Annotated in this window: 19 protein-coding genes and 1 tRNA gene; 5 read left to right on the plus strand and 15 right to left on the minus strand. The window is 67.9% G+C overall.

Annotation, left to right across the window (positions count from 1 at the left end; translation table 11 throughout):
- The gene (locus ACFSCT_RS05185) at positions 1-456 is read left to right on the plus strand and encodes an iron-sulfur cluster assembly scaffold protein (RefSeq protein WP_379140681.1); all 456 of its coding nucleotides are present in this window, start codon (positions 1-3) and stop codon (positions 454-456) included.
- Between the two features lie 342 nt (positions 457-798).
- Here the strand turns inward: ACFSCT_RS05185 and recG are convergent, their stop codons facing one another.
- The 4 genes from recG to sciP form a co-directional block, all read right to left on the minus strand.
- Entirely contained in the window at positions 799-2922 is a 2124-nt protein-coding gene (gene recG, locus ACFSCT_RS05190) for an ATP-dependent DNA helicase RecG (RefSeq protein ID WP_379140683.1), read from the minus strand.
- A 49-nt stretch (positions 2923-2971) separates the two neighbouring features.
- Entirely contained in the window at positions 2972-5137 is a 2166-nt protein-coding gene (gene ligA, locus ACFSCT_RS05195; RefSeq protein ID WP_379140685.1) for an NAD-dependent DNA ligase LigA, read from the minus strand.
- Positions 5138-5358: 221 nt separating this feature from the next.
- On the minus strand, positions 5359-6069 hold the full coding sequence (gene ctrA / locus ACFSCT_RS05200; RefSeq protein WP_379140687.1) for a response regulator transcription factor CtrA: 711 nt from the start codon (positions 6067-6069) through the stop codon (positions 5359-5361).
- An 88-nt stretch (positions 6070-6157) separates the two neighbouring features.
- Positions 6158-6457 (minus strand): CtrA inhibitor SciP, encoded by a 300-nt coding sequence (gene sciP, locus ACFSCT_RS05205; protein WP_379140689.1) that lies wholly within the window; start codon positions 6455-6457, stop codon positions 6158-6160.
- 219 nt (positions 6458-6676) lie between these two features.
- On the opposite strand from sciP, the gene mnmA reads away from it, so the two are divergent.
- Entirely contained in the window at positions 6677-7852 is a 1176-nt protein-coding gene (gene mnmA, locus ACFSCT_RS05210) for a tRNA 2-thiouridine(34) synthase MnmA (RefSeq protein ID WP_379140690.1), read from the plus strand.
- A 28-nt stretch (positions 7853-7880) separates the two neighbouring features.
- Here the strand turns inward: mnmA and lpxB are convergent, their stop codons facing one another.
- The 9 genes from lpxB to ACFSCT_RS05255 all read right to left on the minus strand — a co-directional run bounded on the left by lpxB (position 7881) and on the right by ACFSCT_RS05255 (position 19664).
- A complete protein-coding gene (gene lpxB, locus ACFSCT_RS05215) occupies positions 7881-9026 on the minus strand; it encodes a lipid-A-disaccharide synthase (RefSeq protein ID WP_379140691.1) in 1146 nt (381 codons plus the stop codon).
- Positions 9023-9844 (minus strand): LpxI family protein, encoded by an 822-nt coding sequence (locus ACFSCT_RS05220; protein WP_379140693.1) that lies wholly within the window; start codon positions 9842-9844, stop codon positions 9023-9025. The genes lpxB and ACFSCT_RS05220 overlap by 4 nt, the downstream gene beginning before the upstream one ends.
- A complete protein-coding gene (lpxA, locus tag ACFSCT_RS05225; protein ID WP_379140695.1) occupies positions 9841-10644 on the minus strand; it encodes an acyl-ACP--UDP-N-acetylglucosamine O-acyltransferase in 804 nt (267 codons plus the stop codon). Before lpxA ends, ACFSCT_RS05220 begins: the two co-directional genes overlap by 4 nt.
- Positions 10637-11116: a 3-hydroxyacyl-ACP dehydratase FabZ gene (fabZ, locus tag ACFSCT_RS05230; protein ID WP_379140697.1), complete on the minus strand. Its 480-nt coding sequence runs from the start codon at positions 11114-11116 to the stop codon at positions 10637-10639. The genes lpxA and fabZ overlap by 8 nt, the downstream gene beginning before the upstream one ends.
- Before the next feature lie 136 nt (positions 11117-11252).
- Positions 11253-12629, minus strand: a complete 1377-nt coding sequence (ftsY, locus tag ACFSCT_RS05235; protein WP_379140699.1) for a signal recognition particle-docking protein FtsY — start codon at positions 12627-12629, stop codon at positions 11253-11255.
- A 100-nt stretch (positions 12630-12729) separates the two neighbouring features.
- Positions 12730-14865: a hypothetical protein gene (locus ACFSCT_RS05240; protein ID WP_379140700.1), complete on the minus strand. Its 2136-nt coding sequence runs from the start codon at positions 14863-14865 to the stop codon at positions 12730-12732.
- Positions 14862-17786 (minus strand): DUF4159 domain-containing protein, encoded by a 2925-nt coding sequence (locus tag ACFSCT_RS05245; RefSeq protein ID WP_379140702.1) that lies wholly within the window; start codon positions 17784-17786, stop codon positions 14862-14864. Before ACFSCT_RS05245 ends, ACFSCT_RS05240 begins: the two co-directional genes overlap by 4 nt.
- A 1-nt stretch (position 17787) precedes the next feature.
- The gene (locus ACFSCT_RS05250; protein ID WP_379140703.1) at positions 17788-18660 is read right to left on the minus strand and encodes a DUF58 domain-containing protein; all 873 of its coding nucleotides are present in this window, start codon (positions 18658-18660) and stop codon (positions 17788-17790) included.
- A complete protein-coding gene (locus tag ACFSCT_RS05255) occupies positions 18657-19664 on the minus strand; it encodes an AAA family ATPase (protein WP_379140704.1) in 1008 nt (335 codons plus the stop codon). The genes ACFSCT_RS05250 and ACFSCT_RS05255 overlap by 4 nt, the downstream gene beginning before the upstream one ends.
- A 59-nt stretch (positions 19665-19723) precedes the next feature.
- On the opposite strand from ACFSCT_RS05255, the gene ACFSCT_RS05260 reads away from it, so the two are divergent.
- Both ACFSCT_RS05260 and ACFSCT_RS05265 read left to right on the plus strand, forming a co-directional pair.
- Entirely contained in the window at positions 19724-20293 is a 570-nt protein-coding gene (locus tag ACFSCT_RS05260; protein WP_379140705.1) for a DUF1285 domain-containing protein, read from the plus strand.
- Entirely contained in the window at positions 20293-21087 is a 795-nt protein-coding gene (locus ACFSCT_RS05265) for a hydroxypyruvate isomerase family protein (RefSeq protein WP_379140706.1), read from the plus strand. Before ACFSCT_RS05260 ends, ACFSCT_RS05265 begins: the two co-directional genes overlap by 1 nt.
- Positions 21088-21111: 24 nt before the next feature.
- Here the strand turns inward: ACFSCT_RS05265 and purN are convergent, their stop codons facing one another.
- Both purN and purM read right to left on the minus strand, forming a co-directional pair.
- Positions 21112-21699, minus strand: a complete 588-nt coding sequence (gene purN, locus ACFSCT_RS05270; RefSeq protein ID WP_379140707.1) for a phosphoribosylglycinamide formyltransferase — start codon at positions 21697-21699, stop codon at positions 21112-21114.
- Entirely contained in the window at positions 21696-22775 is a 1080-nt protein-coding gene (gene purM / locus ACFSCT_RS05275) for a phosphoribosylformylglycinamidine cyclo-ligase (protein WP_379140708.1), read from the minus strand. Before purM ends, purN begins: the two co-directional genes overlap by 4 nt.
- Positions 22776-22898: 123 nt before the next feature.
- Between purM and ACFSCT_RS05280 the strand changes: the two genes are divergently transcribed.
- Positions 22899-22974: transfer RNA gene (locus ACFSCT_RS05280), tRNA-Ile, on the plus strand.
- The last annotated feature ends 154 nt before the right edge of the window (positions 22975-23128 follow it).

Here is a 23128-nt window from a genome sequence, read left to right on the forward strand (position 1 = left end):
ATGTCCGACACCGATCTGGTTCAGCTTTATTCCCGGCAGATCCTTGCGCTGGCCGCCGATATTCAGCATCTGGGACGCCTGCCCGCGCCGCAGGGTTCGGCCTATCGCCGGTCGCCGCAATGCGGATCGTCGGTGACGGCCGATGTGGTGCTGAAAGACGGCCGGATCGCGGAATTCGCCCAAGAGGTGCGGGCCTGCGCGCTGGGTCAGGCTTCGGCCGGGGCGCTGGGGCACGTGGTGCTGGGCAAGACCCCGCAGGAACTCGCCGCCGCACGCGACCGGTTGCGCGCCATGCTGGCCGGCGGTCCCGAGCCCGGCGCACCTTTCGACGATCTACGTTTCCTTGCCGCGGCGCGCGATTTTCCGAACCGCCACGCCTCGATCATGCTGGCGTGGGAGGCCGTGGTGGCCGCGGCCGAGGATGCGGCCGGCGCACCCGTTTCCGCCGCGCAATGAAAAAGGCCGGCCGCTTTGCAGCGGGCCGGCCAGTTGCGCATGATCCGGACAGGAACTCGCGGAGAGCATCGGGCTTCGTGGGGAACGGCGCCCATGGACACATGCGGGGCAGTGAACCGAAAAACCTTCAGACAGCCAGCAGACCCGGCAGCCACAACAGAACGGCGGTCATGATGCAAATCGCCAGAAATCCGCAAGCATCGCCGATCAGATCGGCATCCCGCAGCGCATTCAGCATATCCTTCATCGCCTGTTCCTCCTGAGTTGTTATCCTTTTGTTCTCATGATTCTTGGAACAAGTAAAGAACTTTTTAAGAACTAAGCATGAATAACGTGGCAGTCCTAACCGGCCGCGATCAGCCGGATCGCCCGGTCCTGTTCCAAGAGCCACAGCAGATGCCGCGCCGCCCTGCCCCGTTCGCCGTCAAGATCGGGGTCGGTTTCCAGAAGGCTGCGGGCGTCCTGCCGCGCGACCTCCATCAACCCGGCCTGCCGCTCCAGATCGGCGATGCGGAACCGCGGCAGACCGGACTGGGCCGTGCCGATCACATCGCCCGCGCCGCGCATGGCCAGATCTTCCTCGGCGATCCGGAAACCGTCCTCGGTCTCGCGCAGGATCGCCAGCCGCCGCGTCGCGGTTTCGGACAGCGGCGCCTGATACAGCAGCACGCAGGATGATGCCTCGCGTCCGCGCCCGACCCGGCCGCGAAGCTGATGCAGTTGCGCCAGACCGAAGGATTCGGCCCGCTCGATGACCATGATCGTGGCCTCGGGCACGTTCACGCCAACCTCGATCACCGTCGTCGCGACCAGCAGTTGCGCCGGCCCCTCGGCGAAATCCGCCATGGCGCGGTCGCGGTCCTCGGGCGGCATCTGGCCGTGGACCAGCCTGACGGCATCCTCGCCGAACCGGGCCCGCAACATCCGAAAGCGTTCCTCGGCCGCGGTCAGGTCGACCAGTTCGCTTTCCTCGACCAGCGGACAGACCCAATAGGCGCGCGCGCCATCGCGCATCGCCCGATCCAGCCGGTCGACGATCCGGTCAATCTCATCCAGCGGCAGCGCGACCGTCGCCACCGGCTTTCGTCCCGGCGGCTTTTCGTCCAGAACCGACAGATCCATGTCGCCATATTGCGCCAGCGCCAGCGAGCGCGGGATCGGCGTTGCCGTCATCACCAGCATGTCGGGGGGGGCCGCGCCGCCTTTCCCGGCAAGCTCCAGCCGCTGCGCCACGCCGAAGCGATGCTGTTCGTCAATCACCGCCAGCCGCAAATCGGCGAAACGGACCTCTTTCTGAAAGACTGCGTGGGTCCCGATCAACAGGTCGATCAGCCCGGCGGCAAGGTCGTTCAGCACCTGCTGCCGCGCGGCACCCTTGTCGCGGCCGGTCAGAACCGCGACACGGATGCCGGCCGCCTCGGCCAGCGCGGCAAGTGCGGCGAGATGCTGGCGGGCGAGGATCTCGGTCGGCGCCATCAGAACCGCCTGCCCGCCGGCCTCGGCCGCGATCAGCGCCGCCATCAGCGCCACCACCGTCTTGCCGGACCCGACATCGCCCTGAAGCAGCCGGTTCATCCGGCGCGGCTCGGCCATGTCGGCGGCGATTTCGTCGATGCTGCGGGTCTGCGCCCCGGTCAGCGGCCATGGCAAGGCCGCGATCACCCGCCGCCGCAGGCGACCATCGCCCGCCGTGGCGTGCCCCATCCCCCTGCGGACCGAGCGCCGCGCCAGCGCCAGCGTCAACTGGTGGGCCAAGAGTTCGTCATAGGCCAGCCTTTGCCGCGCGGGCGTGTCGGGCGACAGATCGCCCGGACCGTGCGGATGATGCGCGACGCGCAAGGCCTCGTCCCAATCCGGCCAACCCCGTTGCGCCTTGAGCCCGCGGTCGATCCATTCGGGCAGCGGCGGCACACGTTCCAGCGTGGCGGCGACGCCGCGGCCGACGATGCGCTGCGTAAGGCCGGCCGAAAGCGGATAGACCGGCTCATAAGGCGCGGGCGGCGGATCGGCGGGGTCAAGGATCAGATCGGGATGCACGATCTGCGCCATGCCGTCGAACAGCTCGATCTTGCCCGAGATGATGCGCGCCGCCCCGACCGGCAATTCCTTCGCCAGCCAGTCCTGCCGGGCATGAAAGAACACAAGCTGCACATCCTGCGCGCCATCCGACGCGATGACCCGCCATGGCCGGCCCTTGCGGGCGGGCGGCATATGCCGGTCGATGGTCAGCCGCAGCGTCACGATTTCGGGCGGGCGGGCATCGGCAAGCCGGGCGATCGGCCGGCGTAAGACGCCGCCGACCGGCAGCGTCAGGGCCAGATCGCGTGGGCGGGTGATGTTAAGCTGCGCGAAGGCCTTGGCCGCGCGGGGGCCGACGCCGGGCAGCGTCTCGATATCGGCGAACAGCGGGAACAGGACCGGCGGGCGGCCTTTTGGCGGTGCGGGTTGCGGCGGCGCGATGCTCATCCGCCACCATCCCGTGATCCCCCGAGGCTCCCTGATCCCCCGCCGCCCCCTAACCCACGATGGTCAGCCATTCGTCCTCATCCACCACGCGGATTCCCAGTTCCGCCGCCTTCTTCGCCTTCGATCCCGCCCCGGGGCCCGCGACGACCAGATCGGTCTTGGCCGAAACCGAACCCGCGACCCGCGCGCCCATCGCCTCGGCCCGCGCCTTCGCCTCGGCCCGGGTCATCCGCTCCAGCGTGCCGGTAAAGACCACGGTCAGCCCGGCGATGGGGCTGGAGGTCGTCTGCAGCGCGGCGACCGGAATCACGTTCAAAAGCCCGACCAGATCGTCGATGACCTTCCGTTCAGCCGGCTGATGAAAGGCCAGAACCACCGATTCCGCCAGGACATCGCCAACCCCGTCGATCGAAGTCAGTTCCTGCCATTCGGGGCCGGCACCGGGGGTCGCGGCGCTCATCGCGGTCTCGAACGCGGGCCAGTCGCGGTAATGCTGGGCCAGGATCCGCGCCGCATGTTCGCCGACATGGCGGATGCCAAGCGCAAGGATCAGGCGGTCAAGGGGAATGTTGCGGCGTTCCGCGATGGCCCGGAACAGGTTCGCGGCCGATTTCGGCCCCCAGCCTTCCCGCGCCGAAAGCGGTTCTTCGCTGCCATCGCCATGGCGCTCGGACAGGGTGAAAATCTCGGCCGGGGTTGCGATCCAGCCGTCGCGCCAGAAGGATTCGATCTGCTTGGCGCCAAGGCCGGCAATGTCAAAGGCCGGGCGAGAGACGAAATGACGCAGTTTCTCAATGCCTTGCGCGGGGCACGCCAGCCCGCCGGAGCAGCGCCGCACGGAATCGCCCGGCTCGCGGACCGCGGCCGAGCCGCATTCGGGGCAGCGATCCGGGAACAGATAGGGGCGGGCATCGGCGGGACGACGGGCAAGATCGACATCGGCGATCTTCGGAATCACATCGCCGGCGCGATAGACCTCGACCCAGTCGCCCTCGCGGATGTCGCGGCCGTCGCGAATGGGCTGGCCGCGCGAATCGAGACCGGCGATATAATCCTCGTTATGCAGGGTGGCGTTCGAGACCACGACGCCGCCGACCGTCACCGGCTGAAGCCGGGCGACCGGCGACAGCGCGCCGGTGCGCCCGACCTGAATCTCGATCTTTTCCAGCCGGGTCCAGGCGGTCTGCGCCGGGAATTTATGCGCAAGCGCCCATCGCGGCGTGGTCGAGCGAAAGCCCAGGCGCGCCTGCAACGCCAGATCGTCGACCTTGTAGACCACGCCGTCGATGTCATAGCCCAATGTCGCGCGCCGCTGCTCGATCTCGGCCCAGGCGGCCAGCATCTGTTCGATGCTGCTGCACAGCCGGGTCAGCGGGTTGGTCTGAAACCCGAGTTCCGCAAGGCGCCGGATCGCGCCCATCTGGGTTTTCGCCAGCGGCGCCGAGATTTCACCCCAGGCATAGGCGAAGAACCGCAGCGGCCGGGCGGCGGTGATCGCGGGATCAAGCTGGCGCAACGAACCCGCTGCCGCGTTGCGGGGGTTGGCGAAGGTGCGGACCGGCGCGGCGCCGGTGTCGCCCTGATTCAGGCGGGCGAAATCGGCATGGGTCATATAGACCTCCCCCCGCACCTCCAGCACCTCGGGCGCGCCTGCCGGCAGGGTCTGGGGAATGTCGCCGATGGTGCGGGCGTTGGCGGTGACGTTTTCACCCACCGCGCCGTCGCCCCGGGTCGCGGCCTGCACCAGCCGGCCACCCTCGTATCGCAGCGACAGCGACAGCCCATCGATCTTCGGCTCGGCCGTGAAATCCAGCGGCCGGTCGGCGGGCAGGTTCAGGAAAGACCGGATCCGGTCGACAAAATCGGCAACCTCCGCGGCGGAGAAGGCGTTTTCAAGGCTCATCATCCGACGGGCGTGGGTGATCTTGCCGAACCCCTCGGCCACCGCGCCGCCGACCTTGCCGGTCGGGCTGTCGGGTTGGGCGAGGTGCGGGAACGCCTTTTCCAGCGCCGCGAGCTCGCGCTTTTGCGCATCATATTCGGCATCCGGGATTTCGGGGGCGTCCTCGGTGTGATACGCGGTATTGGCGGCCTCGATCTGCCGGGTCAGGATGGCGATCCGGTCCGCCGCCTCACGTTCCGGGACGGGATGATCCGCGTCCTGCCGATCCCGATCCCGATCCCGATCATCGCCATTGCCCGCCGTCCGCGCCATCGCAGCACCATCCCCGCTTGCCCATCCCGCGCCCTGACATGCACCCGCCGCGGACCGCCGGTCAAGGGCAGGAGGCCGCGCCGCCGTCCGGGGCGCCATCAGGCAAGTGATGTGACACCGAAAAAAGACCGGGGACAAGCCGGACCCCGGTCTTTCCATCGTTCCATGCCGCGCCGCGAATACCTGTTCCCGCCGCGCCGAAAACGCTGCGTTTCGGCGGTTCAGACCGCCGCGAGGCTGCGCAGGTTCGCATTCGGTTCGGGGTCGCGTAGCACATAGCCGCGCCCCCAGACGGTTTCGATATAGTTTTCGCCGGTCAGCATCTCGGACAGCTTCTTGCGCAGCTTGCAGACGAAAACGTCGATGATCTTCAGTTCCGGTTCATCCATGCCGCCGTAAAGATGGTTCAGGAACATCTCTTTGGTCAGGGTCGTGCCCTTGCGCAAGCTGAGCAGTTCCAGAATCTGATATTCCTTGCCGGTCAGATGCACCGTGCGCCCGTCCGCCTCGACCGAGCGGGCATCCAGATTGACGACCAGCTTGCCGGTGCGGATCACCGCCTGGGCATGCCCCTTGGACCGGCGGATGATGGCCTGAATGCGGGCGACCAGTTCCTCGCGGTGGAAAGGCTTGGTCATGTAATCATCGGCGCCGAAGCCAAAGCCCTTGAGCTTGCTTTCGGTGTCATCCGATCCGGTCAGGATCAGGATCGGCGTGTTGATCCGCGACATCCGGATCTGGCGCAGAACCTCCATCCCCGACATGTCGGGCAGGTCCAGATCCAGCAGGATCAGGTCGTAATCATACAGTTTGGCCAGGTCGATGCCCTCTTCGCCCATATCCGTCGAATAGACGTTATAGCTGGCATGACCCAGCATGAGTTCGATGCTGCGGGCCGTGGTGGGATCGTCTTCAACCAGAAGTATGCGCATGGAGTAACCTGTCCTTGAGCGGTTCTTTGAATTCAAGCTGCCATCAAAAGGTTAACATCCGGTTACTCAACCACAGATTTTATTATCATTACAACCCTTGATTGTGGTCTTTCGATTGACGAAGCTGCGGAATGGCCGCGACCTTCAGCCCCGCGGTGCCGTGGCGCGAGATATTTTCCATCCAGTTTCCGAATTCTTCCTCGGACAGATCATAGCGTTCGATCGCTTCCGAGCGCGTCAGCAGGCCATGCAATACCGCGCGGACGACCACCGCCTTGCGGCTGGCCACCCAGCGGCCCAGCCCCACCGGCGGCAGATCCGCCACCGAGAGTATCGTGCCGTCGGGCAAGGTGATGATCCGGGGCCGGTCGGTTTTTCTTATATACATCTGTCACCCGCTTGTTTGTCCTGCATCTTATTGCAGTCCGGGGTTAATTTCGGGTAAAGCATCGCACAGGAAAAGCCGTTTTCATGCCTTGAGGATGCCCGGTATTTTCCTATATTTTTAGCGATCCGGCCCGGCCATGGCCATTCGCCCCGACATACGGGGATGGTTTTCGTGGCACGGTCCGCGCCGTCAATCGCCCGCTGAAGGAATTTCTTTGTGTTGTCTTCCGATCTTGCCGCACCCGTGACGGCGACCGAACCAACGTTGAACTCGCTGGGTTTTGCCAAGGCGCCGGCGGATACGCGCGTGGTCGTGGCAATGTCGGGCGGCGTCGACAGCTCGGTCGTGGCGGCCCTGCTGGCCGATCAGGGCTATGACGTGATCGGCGTGACCCTGCAACTTTACGATCACGGCGCGGCGCTGGCGAAAAAGGGCGCCTGTTGCGCCGGGCAGGATATTCATGACGCCCGCCGCGTGGCCGAGCGCATCGGTTTTCCGCATTATGTTCTGGATTACGAGAACATGTTCCGCGAATCGGTGATCGAGGAGTTTGCCGATGCCTATCTGGCCGGCGCGACGCCGGTACCCTGCATCCGATGCAATGAACGGGTGAAGTTCCGGGATCTTCTGGCGACGGCCCGCGATCTGGATGCCGATTGCATGGCCACGGGGCATTACATCCAGCGCAAGGACGGCGCGAACGGCCCCGAACTGCATATGGCGGCCGACCCGGCGCGCGACCAAAGCTATTTCCTGTTCCCGACCACGCCGGCGCAACTCGCCTTTTTGCGTTTTCCGCTGGGCCATCTGGCCAGCAAGAACGACACCCGCGCGCTTGCCGCGCAATACGGGCTGTCGGTGGCGGACAAGCCCGACAGCCAGGACATCTGTTTCGTGCCGAACGGCAACTATGCCAGCGTCATCGAAAAACTGCGTCCCGGGGCGGCGGAACCGGGCGAGATCGTGGATCTGGACGGCAATGTGCTGGGCAGCCATCCGGGCGTGATCCATTACACGATCGGCCAGCGGCGCGGCCTTGGCATCGGCGGCATGGCCGATCCGGTTTATGTGGTGCGGCTGGACGCCGATGACCGCCGCGTCGTCGTCGGCCCGCGCACCGCGCTCGCCACCCGCACGGTGCTGGTGGATGAGGTGAACTGGCTGGGCGACGGCGCTTTCGACGGCACGGCGGAACGGCAGGTGTCGGTGCGGATCCGTTCGACCCGGCCGCCGCGTCCCGCGCTTCTGCGCGCGACCGGCCCACGCTCGGCCGAGGTCGAGTTGCTGGACCCCGAAGATGGCGTCAGCGCCGGGCAGGCTTGCGTCTTTTATGAGACCGAAGGCAGCCGAGTGCTGGGCGGCGGCTGGATCCGCCATCGCCGCATCAAGGCCTGATCGCGGCCCCCTGGCCTAACCGACGGGCCTATCCGACGACCCCGAGCACCGATCGCGCCGCGCGCAGTCCGGGCGGCTCGCCGCCCCTGCCAAGCCGGTCCATCGTCAGATCCATCGCCTTGCGCTGCTCGGCCTGTCTGGCCGGTGAATCGAGCAGATCCACGATCGCCCCGGACAGCGCCGCCGGCGTGCAGGCGCCGCCCAGAAATTCTGGGACCGCGCGGGTTTCGCTGACCAGATTGACCAGCGTGACCGTATCGGTGCGCAAAAGCATCCCGACCACCAGACGCGACAGCGGCGCCATGTCATAGCCGATCACCATCGGCACACCGTTCGCCGCCAGTTCAAGCGAGACCGTACCGGATGCCGCAAGCGCCACATCGGCGGCGGCAAAGGCGGCGCGTTTATCCTCGGGCGTTTCGACCACCACCGGCGCGGTCGGCCAGCGACGGGTCATCTCGTGGATCAGCGGCGCCACGCCGGGCACGGTGGGCAGAACCACGCGGGTATCGGGAATGCGGTCGCGGACCTGAAGCAACGCCTCGTCGAACCGGGGACCAAGGCGGCTGACTTCGGATTTGCGCGATCCGGGCAGGCACAGGATCAGCGCGGTCTCGGGGGCGATGTCATGAGTGGCGCGGAACGCGGCGGCATCGGCGGCGGTGGCCAGAGGCTCGGCCACGACCGGATGGCCGACGAAATCGCAGCTCATCCCGGCGGCGCGCATATAGGGCGGCTCGAACGGCAACAGCGCCAGAACATGGTCGATCACCCGCGCCATCTTGCGGGCCCGCCCGGGGCGCCATGCCCAGACCGAGGGCGCCACATAATGGATGGTGCGCAGCTTGGGGTTCAGCGCCCGCGCCTCGGCCGCGACGCGCAGGCAGAAATCGGGGCTGTCGATGGTGATCAGCGCGTCGGGTTCTGCCTCGGCCACGGCGCGGGCGGTTTCCGATACGCGGCGTTTCAGCGCGCGATATTTCGGCAGAACCTCGATCAGTCCCATCAGCGACAGTTCCTGCATCGGAAAGCGGCTTTCCAGCCCCTGTTCCGCCATCGCAGGCCCGCCGACGCCCAGAAATTCGCTGGTCGGTTCCAACTGCCGCAGTCCGGCCATAAGCGCCCCGCCGAGCAGGTCGCCCGAGGGCTCACCCGCTATCGCAAAGAACCTCATGCGCCCCGCGACCACAGGAACAGACCGCCTTCGCGCGCCGCGGCCTCGGTTTCGGTGCGGTCCAGAAGAACGCAGCCGCCGGCCTCCCACGCGATGCCGGCGAGCCCGGCGCGGACGGCGGCATTCACCGTTTCCACCCCGATCGCGGGCAGGTCGATGCGCCGGTCCTGGCCGGGCTTCGGTGCCTTGTACAGAACCCCGCGCGCGCCACGCGGGTTCGGGCGAAGCGCCTTGTGCGCGGCGACGAAATCCAGCATCGCGTTGGTGCCGGGCAAGGTCTCGACCGCAAGGCAAAGCCCTTGGGCAACCACCGCCCCCTGCCCCAGATCAAGCGCACCCAGCCCTCTGACGATCTCGACCGCGCGGCGCGCATCCTCGCGGTCATGACCGTTGGGGCCGCCGACCAGATGCCCCTCGGCGGGAACCAGATCGGGGGCGACATCGGCGGTGCCGATGACCTTCAGCCCCCATTCCTCGAAAATCGCGATCAGCACCCGCAATGCGGCGTCATCACCCGACTGGATCGCCGAGAGGATGCGGGGCACCAGCGATGCGGTGCGTGAATCGAACAGTTCCGGGTCAAGATGCGGGCGCCGCACGGCCCCCGCGAAGGTGACCTTGTCGACGCCCTGATCCAGCAGGCTGTCCATGAACGGCACCAGCCGTTCCAGCCGGAATTCGGTTATTCCGGGGCCGGGCGCGAACCCCTGCAGGGCGGCGACCACAGGGCTTTCCCCCTGATCGGCCAGCGCCGCCAGTACCGCCGGCGCCAGCGCGCCCTGCCCGGCGATGACCGCTGTCAGGTTCCCGCCGCTCATCCCGGGTTACCCACCGGACCGTGCGGGGCGAGGAATGAGCGGTCGCTGGGGCCAAGGATGAAATCCAGCACCTCACGCTCCATCGCGCCGGGATCACCCTCGGCAAGCTGGCGGGCGGATTCGCGGAACGAGCCCTGCCCCAGCGCCGCCACCAGATCCCGCAGCGCCGCGATATCGGCCCGCGAAGCGCCGCGCCGCTTCAGCCCGACCAGATTCAGCCCGTCCAGATGGCCACGCGGCCCCTGTACCAGACCGAAGGGGATGACATCGGCCGTCACCATGGTCACCGCGCCGATCATTGCCCCGCGGCCGATGCGCACGAATTGATGCACGCCCGACAGGCCGCCCACGATCACGTCATCTTCAAGCACGCAATGGCCGGCCACGCTGGCGTTGTTCACAAGGATCACCCGGTTGCCGATGCGGCAATCATGGGCGACATGCGCGCCCGCCATGAACAGCCCGTCATCGCCGACCTGCGTCAGCCCGCCGCCGCCTTCGGTGCCGGGGTTCATCGTCACATATTCGCGGATGCGGTTCCGCGCGCCGATCACCAGACGCGATTTCTCGCCCTTGAACTTCAGGTCCTGCGGCACTTCGCCGACCGAAGCGAAGGGAAACACGACCGTCTCCGCACCCAGTTCGGTGTCGCCAGTGACAACGACATGGGACTTGAGCACCACGCCGTCGTCAAGGCGCACCTCGGCGCCGACATGGCAGAACGGGCCGATGCCGACCCCCTGACCGATCTGCGCCCCCGGCTCGATGACGGCCGAGGGGTGGATCACGGTCTCACGCATCGCTGTGCAGGTCCATCATGGCGGTGAACTCGGCGGTGGCGGCGACCTGCCCGTCGACGACGCCCCTGCCCTCGAATTTCCAGACCTTGCCGCCGCCGCGCTTGACCTTGCAATGCAGTTCGAGCACGTCGCCCGGCACGACCTTGCGGCGGAATTTGCAGTTGTCGATGGACATGAAGAACGTGTTCAGCGGCCTGTCGATCACATTCAGCGAGATTCCGACGACGATGGCCGAGGTCTGGGCCATCGCCTCGACGATGGTCACCCCCGGCATGATCGGCATACCCGGGAAATGGCCCTGAAAATGCGGCTCGTTGAAGGTGACGTTCTTAATGCCCACGGCCGATTCAAACGGCACGATGTCGCGCACCTTGTCGATCAGCAGGAACGGATACCGATGCGGAATGATCCGCTGGATCAGATGAATATCGGCCTCGGTATAGGGGGCAGGATTGCGGGGGGCGTCGGCCATGGGGCGTCCTTTGCAAGTTGTGTGATTGGGTTAACAACCGGGCGATGGCTTGGCAAGCGTGCCGGCAAGCCGGGCGGCGCAAGCGGCCCGGCAAGCGGCGGGTCGGCGCTGATCAGCTTGGCGCAATGGCGCGGCCCTAAAGTCCGACCAGGGCGCGGGCGAACTCTCCCGGGTCAAAGGCGTCAAGATCGTCGATCTGCTCGCCCACGCCGATGGCATGGATCGGCAGGCCAAAGCGGTCGGCCAGCGCCACCAGCACGCCACCGCGCGCGGTCCCGTCCAGCTTGGTCATCACCAGCCCCGAGACATCGGCGAGCTTGCGGAAGGTTTCGACCTGGCTCAGCGCGTTCTGGCCGGTGGTCGCGTCCAGCACCAGAAGCGTGTTATGCGGCGCCGAGGGGTCCTTTTTGCGGATCACCCGGACGATCTTGGCCAGTTCCTCCATCAGGTCCTGCCGGTTCTGAAGCCGGCCGGCGGTGTCGATCATCAGAAGATCCGCGCCTTCGGCCTCGGCCCGGGTCATCGCGTCAAAGGCGAGGCTGGCGGGGTCCGAACCCTCGGGCGCGGTCATCACCGGCACCCCGGCGCGCTGGCCCCAGACCTGCAATTGCTCGACCGCTGCGGCGCGGAAGGTATCGCCGGCCGCGATCACCACATGCTTGCCGGCCTGCCGGAACTGGCTGGCCAGCTTGCCGATGGTGGTGGTCTTGCCGGACCCGTTGACACCCACGACCAGAACCACCTGCGGCTTTTTCGGATAAAGCGGCAGCGGCCGGGCGACCGGGGTCATGATCCGCGTCACCTCATCGGCGAGAAGCTGTTTGAGTTCGCTGGCCGAGATGCGGCGGCCAAGCCGCCCCTCGGCGATATTGGCGGTCACGCGCAGCGCGGTTTCGACCCCCATATCGGCCTGAATCAGCATCTCTTCAAGCTGCTCCAGCATCTCGTCGTCAAGCTCGCGCCGGGGCTCGGCCGGGGTCGTTGCGGGGCGCGCCGGGGTATCGCCGCGACCGAACAGCCGCCCGAGAAGCCCCGGTTGCGATGCAGGCGGGGTCGGCTGTGATGCCGGGGCGGGCGCGGGCTGGGCGGGGGGTGTGGCCGGAATTGCGGGCGCTGCGGGCGCGGGCTGGGCGGGAGGGGTAACCAGCTGGCGCGGTTGCGCGGCTGGCGCCTGCGTTTCGGGTGCGGGTTGCAGGTCGGGTTGCGCGCGCAGCTCCGGTTCGGATCGCGCCTCGGATCGCGGCGACGGGGTTGGGGAAGCGACCGGCGTTGGTGGCGCCGGCGGGGGCGTTAACGTCGGTTGGGGCGATGGCGGCGCGGAGCCCGCGGCGGGCGCGGTCTCGGGCTGGACGGGCGGGCGTGGCTCGGCGGGCACCGGTTGCGGTGCGACCGGCGCCGGTTCGGGCGGAACGGCCTGATCGGGCGGAGCGTCGGCGACCAACTGGTCGAGTCCCGACGAAATCTTCGATGACGATTTCGTCAGCCGTTCCTTGAGCTTCGAGAAAAACGACATGCCGCCCCCTGTTATGCGCCTAGATACCTAAGCGTTGCGGACCCAAAGGGAAAGCCCCACCGCCATGACGGTTCTGCCACGTCGGTTCTGCTGCGCCGGTTCACCCGCGCCGCCGGCCCTCGACCAGCCAGCCGCCGATCAGCGACAGGGCGATCAGCGCCAGCCACGCCCAGTCAGGCAACAGCGGCGACAGGCGCAGGCCGGTGACGCTTGCCGCTTCGCGCGGGGTGATGCCGATCCACGGCCCGCCGACGCTTTGGCCGAAGGCGCTGCGATCGGCGCGTACCTGACGCAGGTCCGGCAGGCCGTCGGCGATGCGCAGGACCGTGCCGCCCGTGGCCTCGGCCAAGGGGCCAAGGCGCGCCTCGGTGGCCACGGTCTCCTCGAATTCGCGGGGCGCGGCGGGGCCAAGCGCCACGACCCGTTCGATATCGCCGTCCTTCAGCCGGTAAAGCCCCTGCGCCGGTGCGGTCCAGCGGGCGGTAAAGCGGCCGGGCGCGGTGCGTTCCAGGGGGATCTCGGTGCTGAAATCGTCGGGGCCTGTGACCTGAACCGGGCCGGCGGTGTCCTTCATCGTGCGCCGGGTGATCGTCAGGGTCTGGCCATCCGCCACGGTGGCGGTCAGCGCCTCTTCCTCAAGGTCCGGCTCCTTCATCGACCAATGCGCGATGCGGCGCAGAAGTTCGAGCTGCGGGCCGCCGCCCTCGAACCCGCGCCCCCACAGCCAGACCTGATCCGAGGTCAGCATCGCGACCCGCCCCTCGCCGACCCGGTTCAGGATCAGAAGCGGCAGCCCCTCGGCCCCCGACATTGCGACGGTGGCCTGCGGGTCGGGGTTGACCTGCGCCATTCGCAGCCAGCGGCCCCAGTCCGGTTCCGCCGCATCCCCCTCGGCGCCCGGCGGCGGCGCGCCCGGCAACCCGGCGGTCACCGGGTGGCGCTTCCCCTGCTCGGTCAGTTCGGGACGGAACGGCTGTTCCAGAACCCGGCCGTTCGGCATCGCCGGCAGGATCGCCCCCAGAGGCGAGAGGTTCAGGCTTTCCACCGTCGCCATTTCGGGACCGGCGGCCACGAGTATGGCGCCGCCCTCGCGGACATAGCGGTTGATATTCTCGAAATAGGCCGGCGGCAGGATGCCGCGCACCCGGTAGCGGTCAAAGATGATCAGATCGAAATCGTCGATCCGGTTCATGAACAGCTCGCCCGTCGGAAAGGCGATCAGCGAGAGTTCATCGACCGGCACCCCGTCCATCTTGTCCGGCGGACGCAGGATGGTGAAATGGATCAGGTCGACATTCGCGTCGGATTTCAACAGATTGCGCCAGGTGCGTTCGCCGGCATGCGGCTCGCCCGAGACCAGCAGAACCCGCAGCCGGTCGCGCACGCCGTTGATCTGGACGGCGGCGGCGTTGTTGCGGTCGGTCAGTTCGGGCGGCGTGACGCCGGTGGGCGGGTCGATGGCCATCGCGACCACGTTCTGCCCGGCGTGTTTCGGCGTCACCTGCAACTCGGCCGGGGTGCCGGGCGTCAGCGGCAGGACCTGCTCGGCCCCGCCATCCAGCGACCAGCGCAACATGACCGGCTGACCGCCAAGCCCGGCGGGCACCGCGCCCTGATCCTCGACCCGCAGGCGGATGGTCAGGGGTTTGTCGATCAGCCCGAAGGCCGGCGCGTCCTCGATCACCAGACGCCGGTCCCAATCGTCATTAGCGCCGGTCAGAAGCACCTGAACGGGCGCGGGCGCGGTGGCGGGAATGGCGGCCGGATCATGGGCCTGACCGTCGGTGACCGCGATGACGCCGGCGACGCGATCGGCGGGCTCGGCGGCCAGCGCCTTGGTCAGCGCCGCACCGATCAGGCTGCCGTCGGTCTCGTCATCCTCGACCGTTACGCGGCGCAGTTCCGTCCCCGGCATGGCGGCGATCTGGGCGGCCATGCTGTCCACCGCCGCGTCGGTCTGGGCCTCGCGTCCCGGCAAACGCGCGCTCGCGGTGCGGTCGTCCAAAAGGATCACGATGTCGTTCAACGGGATGCGGTCGCCACGCTGCAGGCCCGGACCGGCCAGCGCCGCCACCGCCGCCAGCCCCGCGAGCCCGCGCAGCGCCCAGCCGCCAAGCCCGCGCCACAGCGCGAACACCGAAGCGATGAGCGCCAGCCCGGCCAGCACCGCCACCACCGGCCAGGGCAAGGCCGGGTCAAAGACCAGTTGCAGGTCAGGACCGAGATTCACTGTCATTGTCCCACCCTCGGCTGCGGCGCGATCTCGTCCTGACGCAGACGTTCCAGAAGTGCGGGCACGTGGACCTGATCGGATTTATAATTGCCGGTCAGCACATACATGATCAGGTTGATGCCGAACCGCAGCGCCATTTCGCGCTGACGCTCGCCGTCATAGCCGCGCCCGACCGTGAACATCGGTAGGCCGCGGTCGTCGATGGCCCATGCCCCGGCCCAATCATTGCCGCCGATGATCACCGGCGACACGCCGTCGTTCAGATGCCGGAAGGGGACGCCCTCGGTCTGGACCGCATCGGGGGGCGGTGCTTCGGCCCAGACCTCGCCATTGTCGAAACGGCCGGGGAAATAGTCCAGCAGATAGAAGGTCCGGGTCAGGACGTGATCCTGCGGGACGGGCGCCAGCGCCGGAATTTCCAGCGGCGCGGCCAGACGCTGAAGCGCCGCCGACTGATCGGGGGCGCCGGTGCCGGCGATATCGGCGTCGCGGGTATCGAACAGGATCAAACCGCCGGTGCGCAGGAACCGGTTCAGGCGGACATAGGCGGCCGGCGACGGCGCGGGTTGGGTGTCGGTGATCGGCCAGTAAAGAAAGGTCAGCACCGACAGGTCGTCCACGTCCAGATCCACCCCGATCGGGGCACCGGGTTCGACCGTGGTGCGGGCCGCAAGCCCCTGCGACAGCCCCTTCAGACCGGCCTCGGCGGCGCGGTCCACCGCCGGATCACCGGTCACCACATAGGCCAACGCGACCTCATCCGCCGCCTTGAGCAGCCGGGGATCGGGATCGGGCGTCACCTCTTCGGCCGTGGCGGCCGGGGGTTCTTGGGCATGGGCGGGCATGGGGGCGAATACCCCCGCAAGCACCAGCAGCACGATCGCGGCGACCGCGCCGGCCGGGGCGCCACCGCCCATGTTCCCGCCCATGTTCCCGCCTGTGCCGCCCCCTACGCCGCCGCCGACCCCACCGCCCCCACGGCGGGCGCGATTGACCAGCACCGAGGCCAGCGCATCCAGCGCCATCAGCGCCGCCGCCAGCGCCAGCAGCCAGCCCCGCAGCGCCAGCCCCGGCGCGCGCGCCGCCTGTTCCATCCGAACCGTCGCAGGCCAGACCGCCGGCGCCAGCTTCGTACCCGCGTTCAACGCATGCACACGCTCACCCGCGCGGTAGAGCCCCGCAGGCATCTCGGGACCCGGCAGGCCCTTGCTGAACTGCGCATTCGGGACCGGGGCAAGACCCTCGGGCGGGACCGGGCGGCCGAAACCGTCAAGCAAGCTCTCGGCGGTCCAGAAATCGGCTTGCGGCTCGGTGGCGTTAAGGTGGGCCTCGGGCGCCGCCTGATCGGTCACCTCCCCCATGCCGCGCGCCGATTGCACCAGCCGGTTCAGCATCTGCACGAACAGTCCCGACAAGGGCAGCGAGGACCATTCGGCATTCGCGGTCACATGGAACAGGATGACCTGCCCATCCCCCCGCGCCGCCCGCGTGACCAAAGGCGTATTATCCGATAAGGCCGCAATCGTGGCCTGCGCCAGTTCGGGCGACGGCTCGGCCATGATCTGGGCGCGCACGGTGACCTCATCCGGCGGGACCAGCCCGGCGAAGGGGCCATCCGGGGAAAACGGCGCCAGCGCGCGGGGATCGCCCCAGCTTAGCGCCCCGCCGATGTCGCGGCCGCCGGCGCGCAGGCGCACGGGCAACAGGGGATCGTCCTCGACCCGCTCGGCGGCGGCCATGCGCGGGCCGGCAAAGCGGATCAGCGTGCCCCCGGCCTGAACCCATTCGGCAAGCTGCGCGGTTTCCCCGCCCGGTGGCTCATCGGCCAGAATGATGACATCCGGCGCGGCGGGCAGGATTTCCGAAAGCCCGCCCTCGGACAGTTCGGTCGTGGGGGCAAGCGCCCGGCGCAGATAATGCAGCGGCGACAGCAGCGCCTGCCCCTCGGTATTGGCGACAGTGCTGCCGACCAGCGCGACCTTGCGCCGGCGGACGCGGTCATCGGCCAGAACCACCGCACCGGCGCTGTCCTGTGCCTGCACCTGAAACCGGGTGACGCGGTTGCGCAATTCGGGCTGAAGCGTGATCGCGACCGGCCGGTCGCCATCGGCCGCGGCCTCGCCCGGGGTCAGCACGGCCAGATCACGCTCGATCCCCTGCGGATCGGGGCCAAGCGCCACGACTTTCGGCACCGCCTCGGCCGTGGCATTGGGGTCGACGCCATGCAGGGTCAGCGCATTGCCCTCGGGGCCGGCAAGCTGCAACGACAGGACCGGCAAGGTCGGAGGCACCACCGTGACCGACCCGCGCGCGACCAGCGCATCCATCCAGCGCCCGCGGTTCGGATGGTCGGCACCGTCCGAAAGCCAAAGGGTCTGCAACTCACCCTTGGGCGCGGCGGACAGGCTTTTCTGCGGATCCTCGGGAAAGGCGCCGGGCCATGCGACGGGGCGGGCGGCGCGGGCCATGCGCACCAGATCGGGACCGGCGGCGAAGGCGAGTGCCGCGTCATCCGCCCGGCCATCGGCCAGCAAGACCGCGACCGGCCGTCCCGCCGCCTGCTCAAGCTCTTGCACCATGCGGCGCTGGGTCTGCTGCCAGTTGGGTGCGGCGGACCAGCCCGCATCGACCACCAGCAGCATTGGGCCCGTCCCGCCCGGTTGCGCCGCAGGACGCCAGACCGGCCCGGCAAATGCAAGGATCAGCGCCGCGACCGCCAGCATCCGCAGCAGCAACAGCCACCACGGCGTGCGCCGCGCCTCGGGGCGCTTGTCGCGCAGGCCAAGCAGCAGACCGACCGCCGGAAAGCTGACCAGTCGTGGCCCGGGCGGCATGGCGCGCAGGATCACCCACAACGCCGGCAAAGCCACCAGCGCGGTCAGGATCCAGGGTGAGGCAAAACCCAATGCGCCCAGCGTAAACATATCAGACCTGACCCAGAACCGAATACAGCCACATCAGCGCCGTGGCCGGCGCGGCGGCGGTGTCGTGATGGGTGAAATGCCAACCGGCCTTGCGCGCAGTCTCGGCCAGAAGCGCGCGGCGTTGGGCTAGGCGGTCCAGATATTCCCGGCGCAAACCCGCCGCGTCGCGGGTGTCATGGCGGCGCGCGCCGCTGATGTCCTGAAACAGGATCGCGCCCGAAAACGGAAAAACCTCTTCATCCGGGTCCAGCACCTGCACAATGGCGCCGCCCACGCCCATGCCGGCGGCCTGCGCCAGAAACGCCTGAACCGGCGCCGGATCGCCCAGAAAATCGCTGATCAGCACCACGCGCTGATGCGGGCGCAGCGCGGTGACGGGTGGCGCGGCATCCTCGGTTCCCGGGCCGGGCAGGCTGAGCCCGTGGGCCAGCCGGGTGATCTGGCTGCGTCCCGGGCGCGCGGCGCCCTGCCCCAGCACGGCGACCCGCTCATGCCCCCGGATCAGCGCGATCCCCAGCGCCAGCGCGATGGTGCGCGCCCGCGAGCCCTTGCTCGGGCGGTCCGGGGCGCCCGCGTAATCCATCGACAACCCGTCCGAGACCCACAGCATCGCCGCCTGCGCGGTCTGTCGTTCGCGGTCGCGGACGAATTCGGCATCCGACCGGGCCGAGCGCCGCCAGTCGATCATCCGCAGGCTGTCCCCGGCCGAGGCGGCGCGGTATTGCCAGAAATCCTCGCCCGCGCCGGCGCGGCGCAGGCCATGGGCGCCCGGCAGAACCGTCGCCGCCAGCCGCTCGGCCGCAAGGACCAGCGCCGGCAACCCGTCAAGGGCCGATTGCGCATCGCGGCGCAGGGCCTCGGGCGCGGAAATCAAGCAGCCGCCCCCTGCATCAGCCGTTCGTTCACCATTCGGTCGATCAGCGCATCGACGCTGTCGCCCCGCGCCCGCGCCGCAAAGCCAAGCGCCATGCGGTGGCGCAGGACCGGCGCGGCCATTGCGGCCACATCCTCGACCACCGGGGCATAGCGGCCATGCAGAAGCGCGCGGGCCCGGATCGTCAGCATAAGCGCCTGCGCGGCGCGGGGGCCCGGCCCCCAGACCAGCGTATCGCCAAGCCATGCCGGCGCCTCGGCCTCGCCGGGGCGGAAGCCGCGGACCAGATCAAGGATCGCCGCGACCAGCGATTCGCCGACCGGCATGCGCCGGACCAGCGCCTGCGCGGCCATCAGGGTTTCGGCGTCGAATACCTGATGCGCGGCACCCTTTTCGATGCCCGTCGTCGCCAGAAGGATCGCGCGTTCGGTATCGCGGTCGGGATAATCGACATCGACCTGCAGCAGAAAACGGTCAAGCTGCGCCTCGGGCAGCGGATAGGTGCCCTCTTGCTCGATCGGGTTCTGGGTGGCGAGCACGTGGAACGGGCGCCCCAGCGGCCGATGCTGACCGCTGACGGTCACCTCACCCTCCTGCATGGCCTGAAGCAGCGCCGACTGGGTGCGCGGGCTGGCGCGGTTGATCTCATCGGCCATCAGAAGCTGGGTGAAAACCGGCCCCTCGATGAACCGGAAGGCGCGGGTGCCGTCGGGCTTGGCGTCCAGAACCTCGGACCCCAGGATATCGGCCGGCATCAGGTCGGGGGTGAACTGAATGCGCGAGGTATCAAGCCCCAGAACCGTGCCCAGCGTATCGACCAGCATCGTCTTGCCCAGACCCGGCTGCCCGACCAGCAAGGCATGGCCGCCCGAAAGGATCGCGGCCAGAACCTGCTCGACCACGCTTTCCTGTCCGATAAATCGCCGATCCACCGATTCGCGCGCCGCGCCGAGCCGGGTCGCCAATGCGCCGATCTGTTCCAGCATTTCACTGTCCGTGGTCATGACTTTCGCCCTATACTGCCTTAGATCAGCATAAAGACACCATTTGCGGCGGACTACCAATGCCTGATGCGACTGACACAGACGTGAAGTCTGAAAAACCCAGCGCCGAAAACATCGCCAGCGCCGCCGCCAGCGCGGGCCGGAAGGGACCGCCGCCGGTGCATCTGTGGAACCCGCCCTTCTGCGGCGATCTGGACATGGAGATCCGGCGCGACGGCACGTGGTTCTATCAGGGCACACCGATCGGCCGCCCGGCGATGGTGCAGCTGTTCGCCTCGATCCTGAAATTCGAGGACGGGCGGCATTTTCTGGTCACCCCGGTCGAAAAGGTCGGAATCCGGGTCGAGGACGCGCCGTTCATCGCGGTCGATGCCGAAATCGCCCCCGACCGGATCACCTTCACGACCAATGTCGGCGATACGGTGACCGCAGGCCCCGATGACCCAATCCGGGTGCGCGTCGATGCGGACGGCACCCCGCGGCCTTACGTCCACATCCGCCGCGATCTTTGGGCGCTGATCGACCGCAAGACGTTCTATCGGCTGGCCGATGCCGCCCGCCCGGGTCCGGGCGGCGCGCTTGGCGTCATGTCGAAAGGCGCCTTCTTCGCGCTTGACGGGGCCGCCTGATGCCCAGATTCGCCGCGAATATCACCTGGCTTTTCACCGAACTGCCGATTCTCGACCGCCCCGCCGCCGCCCGCCGTGCCGGGTTTCAGGCGGTCGAATTCGAATATCCCTATGACATCGAACCGATCGCGCTTCAGAAAGCCTGCGCCGCCGCCAAGGTCGAATTCGCGATGATGATCACGCCCGGCCCGAACTGGTCCGGCGGTCCGCGGGGTTTTGCCGCCGTTCCCGGCGGCGAGGAACTGTTCCGCAAGGATTTTGAGCGGGCGCTGAAGATCACCCGCCGGCTGGGCGCCCGGCATATCAACGTCCTGTCCGGTCAGGCCCACGGCCCCGATGCGCTTGACACGATGCTCGCCAACCTGCGTTGGGCCGTCAAACGTGCCCCGCATGCCAGCCTGACGATCGAGCCGATCTCTCCGATCGAACGGCGGATGAGCTCCTGCGGCCCGACCCGGCAATATCTGGACACGTTCGATCGCGCGACCGAGTTGCTGGGCCGGCTGAATTCGCCCAACGTCGGGCTGTTGTTCGACGCCTATCACGCACAGGTTCTGACCGAGGACGTCCTGCGGGCATGGCATCGGCACCGCGACCAGATCCGCCATGTGCAGATATCGGGTTGCCCGGTCCGTAACGAGCCGGTCGATTGCGCGATTGATTATCACGCGCTGTTCCGCGCCATCGACGAATCGGCCTATGCGGGCTGGGTCAGCGCGCAATATACGCCCGCCACCACGACCGAGGCGGGCCTGGGCTGGCTGCATGAATGGGCGCGCGCATCAGCCGTCTGAGGCCGTTACGGATAGGGAACAGCGCTAGATATAAAGCGGCGTGGTAATCCCCTCGGCCCGGCGGCGCAGGACGGCGGGGTACAGGCGATGCTCGACCTCAAGCACGCGGGTGGCAAGGCTGTGTTCGTCGTCACCCGGCAGCACCGGAACCCGCGCCTGACCAAGCACCGGGCCGGCGTCGAGTTCGCCGGTGACTTCATGAACCGTAGCCCCGGCCTCGGTATCGCCGGCCGCGATGGCGCGGGCATGGGTATGCAGCCCCGGATATTTCGGCAAAAGCGAGGGGTGGATGTTCAGCATCCGCCCGGCGAAATGGCTGACGAACTGCGGCGTCAGAATACGCATGAAACCGGCCAGACAGACCAGATCGGGGCGCGCCGCCTGCAACCGCTGCAGAAGCGCGGCGTCGAACGCGGCGCGATCACGCCCGAAGCTGCGATGATCGACGGCGAAGCTCGCCACGCCCAAAGCCTCGGCCCGGCGCAACCCCGCCGCCGCCGGATCGTTCGAACCCACCACGACGGCGCGGGCCGGGTGATCGCCGACCATGGATTCGACCAGCTTGACCATGTTCGAGCCACCGCCCGAGATCAGGATGGCGACCCGGATCACACCAGGGCGCCCGAATAGCTTACCCCCTGCCCCGGCTGGACCGTTCCAAGCCGGAACACCCGCTCGCCCGCCTGTGTCAGCAGCGCGTCCAGCGCCTCGGCCCGATCGGCGGCGACGACAAGGACCATACCGATACCGGCGTTGAAGGTTTTCAGCATCTCGGCCTGTTCGGTGCCGCCCGCCGTGGCCAGCCAGCGGAATACCGGCGGCATCGACCACGCCCCCAGATCGACCCGCGCGCCCAAACCCTCGGGCAGCACACGCGGCAGATTCTCGGTCAGGCCGCCGCCGGTGATATGCGCCGCCGCATGCACCCCGCCGGCCCGGATCGCGTCCAGCACCGGGCGCACGTAAAGCCGCGTCGGCACCAGCAGCGCCTGCCCCAGCGTGCCTTCGGCGAAGGATGCGGGCGAATCCCAGGTCAGGCCGGCATGCGCGGCCACCCGGCGCACCAGCGAAAACCCGTTGGAATGCACCCCGTCCGAGCCGAGACCCAGCAGCACATCGCCGCTGGACACCCCCTGCGGCAACTGGCGCCCACGCTCCATCGCGCCCACGGCAAAGCCGGCCAGATCGAAATCGCCGCCATGATACATGCCCGGCATCTCGGCGGTTTCGCCCCCGATCAGGGCGCAACCGGACAGCCGGCACCCCTCGGCGATGCCGTTGATGACCCGCGCGGCCTCGTCCACGTTCAGCTTGCCGGAGGCGAAATAATCCAGAAACAACAGCGGCTCGGCACCCTGACAGACCAGATCGTTGACACACATGGCGACAAGATCGATGCCGACGCTTTCCAGATGGCCGGTGTCGATGGCGATGCGCAGCTTGGTTCCTACCCCGTCGGTCGCGGCCACAAGGATCGGATCGTCGTAACCGGCCGCGCGCAGATCGAACAGCGCGCCGAAGCCGCCAAGCCCCTCCATCACGCCGGCGCGGCGGGTCGCGGCGGCGGCCGGCTTGATGCGTTCCACCAGCGCATTGCCGGCATCAATGTCGACCCCGGCGCCGGCATAGGTCAACCCGTTCTTCCGATCCTCGGCCATTCGTCCCAGCCCTTCCGCGCCTGTGTCCATTCGCGCCCGTCGATACAAGAAGCCGCCGACGCAGGCAATGCGCCGGCCACACCCCGCCGGCTTTGTTCCGCAAAGCTGTTGACCGCCGAACCCGATCTGCCTTAGGCAGGGCGGGACCGCGGCGGGCCTGTAGCTCAATGGTCAGAGCAGGGCGCTCATAACGCCTTGGTTGGGGGTTCGAGTCCCTCCGGGCCTACCAATTCTCTCTGATATGATACCGCGGCAAATTTTCGCTACGAAAAAGCATCGCCGCCGGGGCGCGGGCCGTGGCATATTCGCGATGCAATGGTTCAATGCAGTAGATAAAACCCCGGTTGGGGTGATCGGCGCGCGGGTCGGATTTTTTTCCGATG

The sequence above is a fragment of the Paracoccus pacificus genome, from assembly GCF_042680785.1.
Taxonomy (GTDB): Bacteria; Pseudomonadota; Alphaproteobacteria; order Rhodobacterales; family Rhodobacteraceae; genus Paracoccus; species Paracoccus pacificus.